The sequence below is a fragment of the Sphingobium sp. VMM genome, from assembly GCF_056790315.1.
The window spans coordinates 121,320-133,937 of record NZ_JBXGSI010000016.1; the positions used below are offsets into that span (position 1 = coordinate 121,320).

A 12,618-nucleotide genomic window follows, 5' to 3' on the forward strand; every position below is an offset into this window, starting at 1 on the left:
GAAACCATGAATCTACTGGTGCCAGCCGACCCCGCGCCCTTCACCGTCATCAACGCGAAGGGCTGCTCCCCGTTCCTCCTGACCGGAGATCATGCAGGGCTCGCAATTCCTTCGGCCCTGGGTGATCTTGGCGTAGGCCCGGCCGATTGGTCTCGGCATATCGCAATCGACATAGGCGTGAGAGCGATGGGGCTGGAACTGGCGCGTCTCCTCGATGCCCCTTTCATCTTCCAGAATTATTCGCGATTGGTGATCGACTGTAATCGCGATCCCGCGCGCGACGACGCGATACCTGCGTCTTCCGATGGGACCGATATCGGTGGAAATCAGGGTTTGACTGAAATCGACAGGCTGGCGCGTGTCGCCTCCATCCATGCTCCATATCATTCCGGCATTTCAGAAATGATCTCAGCTCGGCTGGCAGCGGGGCAGGAGACAATCCTGCTCGCGCTCCATAGTTTTACCCCGATACTGGACGAGATCAAGCGCCCCTGGTCGGTGGGCGTCTTGCACGCCGCCGGCCGGATCGATTTTGCGATTTGCCTGCTGGACGCGCTGCGCCGGTTGCCGATCGAGGTGGGCGACAATGCTCCCTATGCCATGGATGAAACCGATTACAGCATGCCCTTCCACGCCCTTTCAAATGACCTTCGCTACGCTGAAATCGAGGTCAGACAGGACATTATTTCCCAAGGTGAGGGACAATCCTTCTGGGCGGCGCGACTGCGCGATGCGATGGAAGAGGCCTGGCAGCGGCTCACATAGAATATGCTGACACAATGGTGAGCGCATCGCCTCGCGCTGTTCAAGAAAAGTCATAGGCCATCAGGCGTTTACGGCGACCAGCAGACACTGTTCCTGACCCAAAGCCGCTTCGTCCGACATCGTTACGATGCCCCGCCACCACTCGATGCCGGGACTGCGGAACATGGCAAGGCTACCCGTTCGGGGGCGCGCATTCCAGTGGACGCCGTCAAACGCAAAACGCCAATAAGAATCGCAGTTGAGCGGTACATGCCAGAATGCAGGCTCTTCGCTCGCGCTGTCTGCGTGCAGAACACGAAGCTCGCTCGGCACATCCCGACGGCTGCCATCGGGGAAGCGAACCTCGATCGTCATGCACAAGCCTCCAAAATGCTGCAAAGAGCGCAGTAGCCCACGCAAAACGCTCGGGTATTCAACGGGTTCACGGTGCGGGCAGAAAATCTTCAGATCATGTGGATGAGCCCGGCACATTCTGGCTGAATGGGAGAACGGGCCGCTGTAGTTGCCCGCTCTACCCCATGGCAGCGCCCATCTTTCACTCAAGGCGCATGCGGCCCAGAAGCGGCTGTGCGATCAGCCTTTGCGCCCTGGGGGAAGGCCATGTCTTATTCCTTCCCCTGGAACTGTGGTAATTTTCAGAAGTGGAAAATGACGCCAGCCATGGGACGGAAACTGTCCCAATCATAGGTGTCGACCTGCACGCGCAGGCGCACGCCGCTGCTGCCAGTGACCCCGCCAAGGCCGATCTCCTTTGGCCCCACCTCGACACCCGCACCGTACATCCAGTCCTTCTCGTCGGGCCAGCCGCCTTTGCCATTGACCCACTGATAGCCGGCCGAGGCGTAGATCAAACCGCTCTCGCCTGCGCGGGCGCCTACACGGCCCTTCACGCCATATTCCCAGTCGATGTCGCTAAAGCCCTTCGAGGCGTTCCCTTCCACCCCAACGAACACCGGCCCGAGCGGCACATTCACGCCCGCGATGCCGCTGATCAGGGCACCGTTCATGATCGTCTCGCCCGGAACGCTGCCGAACTCGGTCCCGCGGTCGAAAGTGTGATAACCGCCCAGAATGCCGACATAGGGTTCAATACCGAAGGCTTTGCTGCCATCGGGTGCAGTGTCGTCCTGGGCCATGGCAGCAGTCGGTAGTGCCAGGCAGCCCAGCAACGGGAGAATGATCTTCTTCATGATGTACGTCCCTGTTTGATTATTTCCACGAGGCTCAAACTAAAGGGCATGCACCGGGGTTGCCGCGTGCGAAAACAATAATGCTTATGTTGCAATTTTGACACTATCAGGGCGCGTTCGCCAAGGTCTATTGAGGCAGAAGACATGGATGGAGCAGCATTCGAAATATTTATTTCGATATCGTCATGGATTTAGCGGCGGGATTTTCATGAAGCCGTCCGCCGCAACATGATGGACTATATTTTTAACTTGGATTAAATTTCTTGTTTTGTGATTGTGAGATGTTTTTCCGCCTCCGTCAGTCCATGGTGAGCGTTGACGCGAGCCGGGCGGATCGCTGCCCGCAAGTGAGCCAGTGGCCATGCGCCCAGCATATTCACGCATTTTCATGCTAGAGGGGCCGCGATGAATGCGCGGATCCTGACCAGGGGACTATCCCGACATAGGCTTGCGATTAGCTGCGCCATGCTCTCGATCGCACTGTTGATCCTGGGCGGGGCTCAGCCTGCGCGCGCTGAATTGCTACGCATTGGCGATCCTCTATGTCACGCAGTGAGCCGATCGATCGCCCCTGACGACACGCGCCCCTCCCATTTTGTCTGCAATGGTGATCCTAATGGCTATCAGAAGGGCACATTGTGGCTCCATGCCGCCTTGCCCCAGGGCTCGCGCGATCATGAGGATCTGTCGCTGATCATCCACAGCTCTCGATTTGATCGGCTGGTCGTGCGCTTCATCTATCGTGACGGTGCCGTCGAGCAGCAACATGTCCGGAGCGGCAATTTCGGGACCTATTGGAGAGCTGGCGGCCAACTCGCGTTCCGCGCGCCCTATCGCGACGTTCCTGTCGTGGCCTACACCTTGAGATTTGACAAAGTGGCGAGCGCGCATCTCCTGCGGATGAGGCTTGTCGAGCGCGGTGAAGAAGCCACACAGACAACTGGCCTGGCTACCTTGACCGGTGCTGCGCTCGTTCTGCTGATTGTGGGCGCGATTTATAACGCCTCACTGGCTCTTGCTGTTCGTCAGCAACATGCCGGCTGGCAGGCTGCATGGGCATTCTGCATGGTCATATGGGGGGCGTGCTGGTCGCAACTTCATCTGTTCTTCTTTCCCTCCATGGCGGGCGCGGTATCGGCGCAAATCTGCACTGGTCTCTCCTGTCTCGCCATTACGCTCGCCACTTTGAGCGCCGTCACTGCTCTTGAAAAACAGCATCTCGATGCGGGGTTGAGGCGCACAGCGCTGGGCCTCACCGCAAGCGTGTGCGCATTGGGCATCCCGCTTTCGCTGATGCGTTCGGGGCCGTTCGACATGCTCGGCAATCTGCTGGGGTTCCTGGTCCTGGCCAATCTGGCGGCGGTCGCATCCTGTATCGGCCAGGCATGGCGACGGGGAAGCAGCGCGGCGCGGAGCCTGGGTGGGGCCTGGGCACTGCCAATGATCGTCCTTGCGTCGACCAGCTTCTTCGATGCGGACGCCATGTTCTGGGGCGGTGGATCGCAAATTCTGGTCCTGTTCGCAGCGGCCTGGCAAACATTGTGGCTCTCCGCTGCCGCTTCGCGTGCTCATGCTCGGTTGCGGATGGAACGAGACGTCGCCCGTCTCGCAGAGGCCAAGGCCCATGAGCTTGCCCGCCGTGACGTTCTGACAGGGTTGCCAAACCGACGGGGTTTCATGGAAAGAACCGGCAGGATGCTCGAAGGCTTGCCTGTATCAGGCGGACTGGTTGCCCTGCTCCTGATCGACGTCGATTGGTTCAAGTCGATCAACGATGTCTATGGTCATGAGGCTGGCGATCACGTTCTGGCAGCAATTGGCCGCTGCATCGCACAGCATGAGAATTCCTCCTGTGCCGTATGTCGTCTGGGCGGGGAGGAATTTGCGATGATGGTCACAGGAGCTGAAGTTGGGAACATCGAGCAATTTGCACAAACCCTGCGCGGAACCTTGGCCGATCTGAGCCATGGCGACATCATCGGCAATCGCATGGTGACGGTGAGCATAGGCGTGACGGCCTCGGCATCCCGCGCTGACTTTGGCACCCTCTACCGGCTGGCAGATGAGGCGCTTTACGACGCAAAGCGTGGGGGACGCGATCAGATCGCAATCCGCCTGGGTGAGTGGGCGGGCGCTCGCCGAAATGACAGACCGCTTTTCGCCTGACAGGCTTGCAGCGGGTTGAGGTGCCCCAGCCCGGCAACGCTTCGCCTTTGGCGCGCGCCGGGCTGGCGACCATATCTCAGAACAGAGGCTTGTCCGGCTCGAAATTCCACAGTCGAGGCCGGTTCGAAGCATCGCGCTGCTCACGTGCGCCGCCACCGGCACGGCGCCGCATCTCTGCAAAAATTATCTGGTCGTCACTGGTATGGCGCTCGCTTTGAATGAGAAGAAAGGCTTCCATCAGGTCCCCCTCATCCCATTGCCGAACCGAACCTATTTCATTCGACATGCGTTCCAAGCTCCATGCGCAACTGCACTATCATTGGCGGAGAAGACCTTCTTTGAGGCTATGTCCCCCCATCGAAGCTTCGATCTAATCGCTTGGCTGGCCCCGAAACTGCTGCTGGAAACTGCTGATAGCTCATATTGGAGAACGCGAACTCCGCCACTGTGTTCCTGGGCACCATTACAGCCCGGATGTTGCCAGCAAGATTTTCATGGCAACCAATATGCCCAGGAAAGCCTTCTGGCACAGGCACGGACGTAAAGGAGGGATGAGGGTGGAGAGGGATTTCGAGCTCTATTATTGGCCATTGCCATTCCGCGGACAGTTCATCCGGGCCGCGCTTGCCTTTGCGGGCAAGAGCTGGAACGAACATGATGAGGGTGAGATCGCCGCGCTGATGCAAATGGCTCTGGAGGATCAGCCGGTGCCCTTCATGGGACCACCCCTCCTGGTTGATAATGAAACCGGATTTGCCCTGTCGCAGATGCCAGCAATCATGGTCTATCTGGCAGAACGTCTTGCCCTTGTGCATGGCGGTGCCCGCGACCGCGCCTTGACGGTCAAGCTCGTCAATGACGCGAATGATATCATTGACGAACTTACGCTGGATGGCGGCCGGCAGATGTGGACGGAGGATCGATGGGCCAGCTTTATTCCTCGGCTGGTGAAATGGATGCGCATCTGGGAGGCTGTCGGCACAAGCAACGGCCTTGAAGCTGGAAAGGGGTTCATGCTCGGCACCGCAAAACCGGATCTGGCCGATATCGTGACCGTGACATTATGGGGCACCATGGCCAGCCGCTTCGGCGCGATCGCTGCCATGCTCGCCCAATATGCGCCGGCAACGATGGGTCTGGTCCAGCGTCTGCGCGCTCATCCTGCCCTGGCGAGGCTCGAGGCAAGAAGCGTGAAGCGCTATGGCCACGCCTATTGCGGCGGGGAAATCGAGAAGTCTCTTCGCGCAGTTCTGCCTGCCGGCGACGGTTGAAACCGAACGCTATCCCCCTTCGGTAAGGTCGCTTCGCATCTGCCCATGGGCCAGGACCGCGAACAGGCCGCTACCACCGATGATGTTGCCGATGAGCGCAGGCAGAGAGAAACCGAACCAGGCCTGCTGGAAACTGACCTCGCCGCTCAACCAGAGGAAGCTGATCTGGGAAGAACCGGTGACGACATGCGAAAAGCCGCCAAGACCGATGACATAGGTCAGGAGGAAGATTACCCAGAATTCGCTGCCCTTGGCATTGGGCAAGGCCCACGCAATCGCGGCCATGATGAAGCCAGCCGGAATGCCCAGCATCAGGGTTTTCGACCAGTCCTGCCATTCGAGCTTGGCGAGAATATCGAGCGCCACGATGCGCTGTTCATGCGTGATGATGATCTCACCGGCCATCAGCGCGCTTACGAGCGTCACGCCGACAAGATTCCCAGCCAGCACGCAGGCCCACAGGCGCGCCAGACGGCCCAGGTTGCTAAGGCTCGGACGGGTCGCGACCGGCAGCACCGCTGTGACCGTGCTTTCGGTAAAGAGCTGGAGCCGCCCCATGATCACGATCAGATATCCGACCGGATAGCCCAGCAGGTAGATGAGGGGCGCCCAGTCCGTGTCGGGCAGCCTTGCCCGCAGGAACAGTTCGGACATGAGCGACAGGGTGATCGCGAGGCCGGCGGCCAGGCCGGAAAGCATGAGTGCGAGGATCGGTCGATCCAGCTCTTCCTCACCCTGGAGCCGCACGACCTCATGGACGACCTTTGCCGAACCCGTACTACGCTCCTCGACATGGGCGGCCTCTTCTGCGTCAAGATCGGGGTGCGGGCTATCCTTGCCGTCCTTCATCTGCTCCATTCCCCTGTCTGTCGAAGCGACGCCTGGCCCGGTCGCCTCTTTCCTGTCCTTACTGTCCGGCATTGCGCAAGGCTCCCAGGATGAGCGCGCGATAGCTATGCTCCCTGACGCCATGGGGCGCATCCAGCCCCATGCGCTCGAGCGCGGCCGATTCCGCTTCGTCGGGCTGACCACCGCGCAGGCCGCGGGCAAGCAGGGCGGCCAGTTGGGCGGGCCTGGTCGCATGGTCTGCCAGATATTGCATCGCCGGCAGGAGCCGCTGCTCGATCTGCGTAAAGTCCGTGCCGAACGGGAAGGACGGAAATGTCTCCTTGGGCATGGCCGCGCTGATCCGCTCGGGGAGATTATCCCTGTACGCTTCGGGAATGTCCCAGTCGGGCGCTATCTTGCCCGCGGACCGGGCCTTTTCCACAAGTTCGCCCTGAAAGCGGCTGTCGGCAATGGCGATCAGGCGCTGGATGACCTGCTCATCGCTTTGGCCGCGCAGGTCCGCCACGCCATATTCGGTCACGACCATATCGCGCAAATGGCGCGGGATGGTTTCATGGCCATAGCTCCAGACGATATTGGACTGGCTCTCGCCCTTGTGACGCCGGGTGGCAGGCAGCGTGATGATCGAACGCGCGCCGTCGAGCTCGAGCGCCTGCGCGACGAAATTATACTGTCCGCCCACGCCGCTGACGACCTGGCCATCTTCAAGCCCGTCCGAGATCGTGGCGCCCAGCAGGGTGACCATCATGGCGCTGTTGACGAAGCGGGCCTTGTGCCGGGCCTTGCGCTTGGCCGCTTCGTTGCCGAACAGCGCATTGATATAGCTGATCTCGCGCATATGGATGCGATCGCGCAGATCCTCATCCATGTCCCGCAACGCGGCATAGAAGCTGCGCGGGCCAACGAAGAAGCCGCCATGTATGATCGCGCCATCGACTTCACGCTTGACGATGCCGGCCCTTATGAGATCGAGGAAACAGTCGACCAGCATCTCGGTCGGCGCATATAGGCCTTCCTCAAACGGGCCCATTTCCCATGGCTTGGGAGCGCCCAGCCGGTCGAGCGTTGCGCGATAGGAATCGGGCCGTTCCTGCCGGAGGACCAGGCTATGGGCGATCGCGTCGCCGATCGCGCCGATGCCGATCTGAAGCGAGCCACCATCGGCTATCAGCGCGGCCACATGGGCGCCGATGGCGTGCTGGGCAGGGCTTACGGGTTGGCGTGGCGGCCCGAAGAGGGGAAAGCGTGTCTGCGCGCTGTCGAGAATGATTGCGAACCGATCGGACGGGATTTCGGCCGGACCGCGCATGAAGGGCAATTCGTCATTGACCTGACCGATCAGGGCAAAATCGCCCCGGCCCCGATCGCGCTCGGCAAGCAGGTCGAGGGTCATGTCGCTATTGCAGCTCAGGCTATAGCTGTTTCCCCGTCGCGCCACGATCTGCGCCACGACATTGACGCCCTGGTCGATCAGATAACGCATCGCATGGGTATAGTTGGCTGCAATATAGTGGCGCTGTGCATCTCCATTGCCGAGCCGGCTGCCGGCCTGGAAGAAAAATTCATTCACCTCGATATTGGCCGGCATCTCGCCCGCACGCTGCGCCTGCGCATAAGCAAAGCGCGGATATCCGCCCATTGTCCGCTCGAACACGGGCTCGAGGAAACGACGCTCGAGGTCCGTGCCAAGCGAGGGCTGCTCGAGCGTGAGCGCCGTGAAGATACGCAGCCTGATGGCGCGATCAGCGCTGGCACGGGCGAAGAGGGCATTGACGATATGAGGCGCCTTGCCCAGGCCCAATGGCAGGCCAAGGACGATATGCCCGTCAGTGCGAGCGATGATGCGGTCGGCGACCTCCTCTGCCGAACGAAGTTCGAGAGGACCGGTCCCGCCGGTCCTCATTGCAGCAAGTCCCAGCCCGGATCGGGCCGGAACCGCTCGCCATGGGCTTCGCGCAGCCCTTCCAGCACGGCTTTGACCTCGCCAATCCCGCGTGCGTGGGCATAATGGAGCGGTCCGCCGCGGAAGGGCGCAAATCCGGTGCCGAAGATCATGGCAGCGTCGATGATATCTGGATCGTCGGTCACCTGCTCGCGCAGGGTCGCGGCGGCCATGTTGAGCATCGGCATGATGAGCCGGTCCGCCATCTCCGGCGGGGGCTGCGGGGCGCTGTTCTTGACCGCATGGCCGTCCTTCCAGGCATATATGCCTTTCCCGGCTTTCCGGCCCAACTGACCCGCCGAGACCTTGTCTGCCAACCATTGCGGCGTGGCAGGCATGGGCCAGTCCAGTTCTCGCTTGAGCATGGCGGCAACCGCAAGGCCGATATCGAGGCCGACCTGATCTGCAAGTTCCAGGGGGCCCATGGGCATGCCGAAATCCATTGCCGCCCTGTCGATCGTCTCGGGCGCGATGCCCTCTTCCATCATCGTCATCGCCTCGACCAGATAGGGGGTAAGGATCCGGTTGACGATGAAGCCTGGGGCGCTGCGGGCCGGGGCCGGCAGCTTGCCGATGATGCCGACAAAGGCTCTTGCGCCTGCCTCGACTTCCGGATCGACCCCGTCATGGCTGATGACCTCCACCAGGTCGAGCCGCGACACGGGATTGAAGAAATGGATGCCGATCAGTCGCTCGGGATGGCGTAACCCCTCGCGCAATTGCTCAAGCGGAATGGAGGAGGTGTTGGTCGCCAGGATTGCGCCGTCCTTCATACGTGGCTCGGCGCTCGCATAGAGGATCCGCTTGAGATCAACCTTTTCCGGGGCTGCCTCGATCAGAATGTCGGCCTTGGCGATGCCCGCACCATCCGGGTCAGGGATCAACCGATCCAGCGCATCGCGAACCTTGAGCCGATCTCCATGAGCGAGCTTTTCATACAGCTTCGCAGCTCGGTTAAGGGCCGCGCCAATCGGCCCGGGCTTCACGTCGGAGATGCTGGTGCGCAGGCCGCGCCAGGCGCACCAGGCCGCGATGTCGCCGCCCATCGCGCCCGCACCGATGACATGGACATGGGCGATCGTCTTATTGCCCGGCCCAGCCAGTGCCTTGAGCTTCTGGCGCAGGAAAAAGGCACGGATGAGATTTTGCGCGCTATCGCTCATCATGAGATGTGCGAAGGAAGTGATCTCCGCCCGTTTCATCGCCTCCTGGTCGCCACCATGAGTTTCCCACAGGTCGATGAGCGCATGGGGCGCGGGATAATGGGCCAAGGGTGCTTTGGCTTCCGCCTGGCTGCGCATCTGCCGCGCTGCCAGATGGCGGACTGGCGCGGCGTCCTTCAGGCGATCCAGCAATGCCTGACGGCCCTGGTCCATATCTCCTGCAACCGCTGCCATGATGGCGGCGTGGACATGGCGTTCAGGAACTACCGCATCGACCAGCCCCATGTCTTTCGCGTGGCCAGCATCGATCGACTTGCCGGTCAGCATCAGTTCCATCGCCGCGATCGGATCGCATAAATGGGTGAAGCGTGCCGTGCCGCCGAGCCCCGGATGCAGGCCAAGCTGCACTTCGGGGAAGCCGAGCTTTGTCCCTTCGATGGCAATGCGCTGATGGCACGCCAGCGCGACCTCAAGGCCGCCACCCATCGCATAGCCGTGGATGACCGCAATGGTTGGAAAGGTCAGCGCTTCGAGACGGTCGACGATCGCATGCGCGGCGGCGATCCGGTCGCGCACCATCGCCTCGTCGCGCATGTCACGAAACTCGCTGATATCCGCGCCGGCAAGAAAGCCCTGTTTCTTGCCTGAGCGAATGACCAGCGCCTTCGGCGCACGGTCGGCGATCATGTCGAGTATATGGCCAAGCTCTTCGAGCACGGCCTGGGACAGAAGATTGGTGTCCGTTCCTTGCTGATCGAGGATAGCCCAGCCAATGTTATGGGCATCGCGCGTGAAGCGCCAGTGATGCAGGGCCTCCGCGCGATGGGACGCGGGACCGGTCTCGAGATCGCGATCGGCAAGAAAGGACCAGACAGGATCGTTCATCATGGCCTCCTTCACAGCCGTTCGATCAACATGGCGCCGCCTTGGCCGCCGCCGATACATTGGGTGGCGATTCCGCGCCTGAGCCCGAGCCGCTCCATCGCCTGAACCAGATGCAGTGCGATCCGCGTGCCACTCGTGCCCACCGGGTGCCCCAGGGAAATCGCGCCGCCATCGACATTGAGGCGCGAGGGATCGATTCGCCCGGCCGCCCCCTCAAGGCCCAATATGGTGCGACAGAATGCTTCGTCCTCCCATGCGGCAAGGCATGCCAGCACCTGCGCAGCGAAGGCTTCATTCAATTCCCACAGGTCGATGTCTGCCAATCCATGACCGTTGCGCTTGAGGAGTGCCGTCGAGGCGAGCACCGGGCCCAGGCCCATGATGGCTGGATCAAGCGCCGACCACTGGCTGTCGACGATCCGCGCGCGGGGCATAAGGCCATGGCGTTCGACGGCCTCTTGCGAGGCGAGGATGGTCCAGCAGGCGCCGTCGCTGATCTGCGAACTATTGCCCGCAGTGACCTTCCCATAAGGACGCTCGAATACCGGCTTGAGGGTCGCGAGCTTCTCTGTGCTGCTGTCGGGCCGCACGCCATCATCCTGGGAATATACGGTCCCATCCTCGGCAAAAGCAGGAAGAAGTTCCCCCTCCAGCCATCCCTCCGCCTGCGCCCTGGCAAGACGCTTGTGGCTTTCGACCGCATAAGCGTCTGCCTCCGCCCTCGATATGGAGAAGAGGTGCGCCAATATTTCAGCGGTCTGACCCATGCCAAGATCGGTGATGGGATCAGTGAGGCCGCGTTCCAGTCCGATGATGGGCTTGAGGAATTCGGGGCGAAATCCGCTGGCCGCTTTCAGCGAGGCCAGGGGGTTGTTCTTGTCGCCCTGCATCGCGGCGAACCATTGGACGGCATCCTGGCGAAACACGAGCGGGGCGTGACTGAGCGCCTCAGCACCGCCGGCCAGGATGAGGTCGCTGCCGCCATCGGCGATATAGCGGTAGGCAGTGTCCATCGACTGCATGCCTGAACCGCAGTTGATCTGAACGGTAAAGGCGGTCGTCTGCGTCCCGCAGCCCAGACGCAGTGCAGCGACGCGAGCCGGATTGGCTTCATCTGCGATGACGTTGACGCACCCCAATATGACCTGATCGAAGTCCGTGGGGGCAAATTTCTGCCTTAGCAGGAGGGGGCGCCCACATTGTACCGCCAGGTCAACAGGCGTGAACGGGCCGGGGGCGCCACGCGCTTTGAGAAAGGGCGTGCGGGCGCCATCGACAATATAGACCGGCCGGCTCATTCGGCGGCCTGTGCCAAGTCCGATGCAGCAGAATTGCGCCGCAGATCCTCGGGCGCGAAATCATCGACGGCGATGACGTCCGCGACCGCGCGATCTGCCTCTTCAAGCTGCGCTAGCTCTGCGCTCGACAGCAGGCCGCGCTCGCGCGCTTTGGCCCAATCCTTGATCCGCGCCTTGCGCAGCCGGTCGTGGATCGGCTGGGTATCGACCATCAGGCGGAAGGCTTCAGTCAGGCGGGCGACAGGTTCTTCCGGACCGCCGATGAACACATTGTCGATCAGCCGTTCGCGCGCTGGGCAAGGTTCCAGGATGATCTGCGCGCACTGACGGATGGTCCGGTCCGTCGGGCCATGACGACGCCGGCCAAAGGGGAGGATGAACAGGCGCAACATCCAACCGATGGGCCGCGCGGGGAAATTCTCGATGATCTCGACGAACCTTTGTTCGATCGTGGCAAAGCCGCTGTCCATGCACCAGGCGAGCAGGGGAAGGTCATCATCCTGTCGCCCTTCATCCTCCCACCGCTTGAGCGCGCCGGAAAGAAGATAGAGTTCGGACAGTATGTCGCCCAGCCGAGCAGAGAGGAGTTCCCGCCGCTTGAGCTCGCCGCCCAGGGTCAGGAAGGATATGTCGGATATGAAGGCAAAGGCCGCGGCATAGCGGCTCATCTGGCGATAATAGCGGGTCGCGCGCCCGGCTTTGGGCGCCGGTGCAAACAGGCCATCGGTCCAGTTACGCGCGAAGGCGCGGATCGCGGTCTTGAGCGCGTGGCCGACATGCTTCCACAGCACATCGTCGAACTGCGCCAGCGCCCGGCCGCGATTGGCATCGGCGACTGCGCGGATTTCCTTGAGCAGATAGGGATGGGAGCGGATCGCGCCCTGGCCAAACACCATCAGGCTGCGGGTAAGGATATTGGCGCCCTCGACCGTGATGCCGACCGGGATCGCGCGATACTGATTGCCGAGATAATTATTGGGTCCGTCGATCACGCCCTTGCCGCCATGCACATCCATGGCATCGTTGATGACGGTCCGCATGCGTTCGGTCGCATGCAGCTTGAGGATCGAGGAAATGACGGCGGGGTGG

General features: G+C 61.4%; 11 protein-coding genes. 3 read left to right on the forward strand and 8 right to left on the reverse strand.

Going from position 1 to position 12,618, the window contains the following annotated elements; all coding sequences use genetic code 11:
• Nucleotides 1-6: 6 nt before the first annotated feature.
• The gene (locus ACUCV3_RS19555) at nucleotides 7-765 is read left to right on the forward strand and encodes an N-formylglutamate amidohydrolase (RefSeq protein WP_010336627.1); all 759 of its coding nucleotides are present in this window, start codon (nucleotides 7-9) and stop codon (nucleotides 763-765) included.
• 60 nt (nucleotides 766-825) lie between these two features.
• Here the strand turns inward: ACUCV3_RS19555 and ACUCV3_RS19560 are convergent, their stop codons facing one another.
• On the reverse strand, nucleotides 826-1,119 hold the full coding sequence (locus tag ACUCV3_RS19560; protein ID WP_010336628.1) for a hypothetical protein: 294 nt from the start codon (nucleotides 1,117-1,119) through the stop codon (nucleotides 826-828).
• Nucleotides 1,120-1,400: 281 nt separating this feature from the next.
• On the reverse strand, nucleotides 1,401-1,955 hold the full coding sequence (locus ACUCV3_RS19565; protein WP_004209566.1) for an outer membrane protein: 555 nt from the start codon (nucleotides 1,953-1,955) through the stop codon (nucleotides 1,401-1,403).
• Nucleotides 1,956-2,420: 465 nt separating this feature from the next.
• Here ACUCV3_RS19565 and ACUCV3_RS19570 point away from each other — a divergent pair, with 465 nt between their 5' ends.
• Nucleotides 2,421-4,121, forward strand: coding sequence for a GGDEF domain-containing protein (locus ACUCV3_RS19570; RefSeq protein ID WP_010336630.1), 1,701 nt, complete (start codon nucleotides 2,421-2,423; stop codon nucleotides 4,119-4,121).
• 76 nt (nucleotides 4,122-4,197) lie between these two features.
• Here the strand turns inward: ACUCV3_RS19570 and ACUCV3_RS19575 are convergent, their stop codons facing one another.
• Nucleotides 4,198-4,407 (reverse strand): hypothetical protein, encoded by a 210-nt coding sequence (locus tag ACUCV3_RS19575; protein WP_010336631.1) that lies wholly within the window; start codon nucleotides 4,405-4,407, stop codon nucleotides 4,198-4,200.
• 208 nt (nucleotides 4,408-4,615) lie between these two features.
• Between ACUCV3_RS19575 and ACUCV3_RS19580 the strand changes: the two genes are divergently transcribed.
• The gene (locus tag ACUCV3_RS19580; protein ID WP_482241006.1) at nucleotides 4,616-5,392 is read left to right on the forward strand and encodes a glutathione transferase, Atu5508 family; all 777 of its coding nucleotides are present in this window, start codon (nucleotides 4,616-4,618) and stop codon (nucleotides 5,390-5,392) included.
• A gap of 9 nt (nucleotides 5,393-5,401) precedes the next feature.
• Here the strand turns inward: ACUCV3_RS19580 and ACUCV3_RS19585 are convergent, their stop codons facing one another.
• The 5 genes from ACUCV3_RS19585 to ACUCV3_RS19605 form a co-directional block, all read right to left on the reverse strand.
• On the reverse strand, nucleotides 5,402-6,250 hold the full coding sequence (locus tag ACUCV3_RS19585; protein ID WP_029547552.1) for a formate/nitrite transporter family protein: 849 nt from the start codon (nucleotides 6,248-6,250) through the stop codon (nucleotides 5,402-5,404).
• 49 nt (nucleotides 6,251-6,299) lie between these two features.
• A complete protein-coding gene (locus ACUCV3_RS19590) occupies nucleotides 6,300-8,144 on the reverse strand; it encodes an acetyl-CoA hydrolase/transferase C-terminal domain-containing protein (RefSeq protein WP_010336634.1) in 1,845 nt (614 codons plus the stop codon).
• Nucleotides 8,141-10,234 carry a 3-hydroxyacyl-CoA dehydrogenase NAD-binding domain-containing protein gene (locus tag ACUCV3_RS19595; protein WP_235654626.1) on the reverse strand — a complete coding sequence of 698 codons (2,094 nt, stop codon included), beginning with the start codon at nucleotides 10,232-10,234 and terminating at the stop codon, nucleotides 8,141-8,143. The genes ACUCV3_RS19590 and ACUCV3_RS19595 overlap by 4 nt, the downstream gene beginning before the upstream one ends.
• A gap of 8 nt (nucleotides 10,235-10,242) precedes the next feature.
• Nucleotides 10,243-11,529: an acetyl-CoA C-acetyltransferase gene (locus ACUCV3_RS19600; protein ID WP_010336636.1), complete on the reverse strand. Its 1,287-nt coding sequence runs from the start codon at nucleotides 11,527-11,529 to the stop codon at nucleotides 10,243-10,245.
• Nucleotides 11,526-12,618 (reverse strand): acyl-CoA dehydrogenase domain-containing protein (locus tag ACUCV3_RS19605; RefSeq protein WP_482241007.1); only part of this gene is annotated, 1,093 nt, incomplete at its 5' end. The genes ACUCV3_RS19600 and ACUCV3_RS19605, both read right to left, overlap by 4 nt.

Coding starts and splice junctions, on each gene's coding strand:
- ACUCV3_RS19555 (WP_010336627.1), top strand. CDS start 7: ATGAATCTACTGGTGCCAGCCGACCCCGCGCCCTTCACCGTCATCAAC.
- ACUCV3_RS19560 (WP_010336628.1), bottom strand. CDS start 1,119: ATGACGATCGAGGTTCGCTTCCCCGATGGCAGCCGTCGGGATGTGCCG.
- ACUCV3_RS19565 (WP_004209566.1), bottom strand. CDS start 1,955: ATGAAGAAGATCATTCTCCCGTTGCTGGGCTGCCTGGCACTACCGACT.
- ACUCV3_RS19570 (WP_010336630.1), top strand. CDS start 2,421: ATGCTCTCGATCGCACTGTTGATCCTGGGCGGGGCTCAGCCTGCGCGC.
- ACUCV3_RS19575 (WP_010336631.1), bottom strand. CDS start 4,407: ATGTCGAATGAAATAGGTTCGGTTCGGCAATGGGATGAGGGGGACCTG.
- ACUCV3_RS19580 (WP_482241006.1), top strand. CDS start 4,616: ATGGCAACCAATATGCCCAGGAAAGCCTTCTGGCACAGGCACGGACGT.
- ACUCV3_RS19585 (WP_029547552.1), bottom strand. CDS start 6,250: ATGGAGCAGATGAAGGACGGCAAGGATAGCCCGCACCCCGATCTTGAC.
- ACUCV3_RS19590 (WP_010336634.1), bottom strand. CDS start 8,144: ATGAGGACCGGCGGGACCGGTCCTCTCGAACTTCGTTCGGCAGAGGAG.
- ACUCV3_RS19595 (WP_235654626.1), bottom strand. CDS start 10,234: ATGATGAACGATCCTGTCTGGTCCTTTCTTGCCGATCGCGATCTCGAG.
- ACUCV3_RS19600 (WP_010336636.1), bottom strand. CDS start 11,529: ATGAGCCGGCCGGTCTATATTGTCGATGGCGCCCGCACGCCCTTTCTC.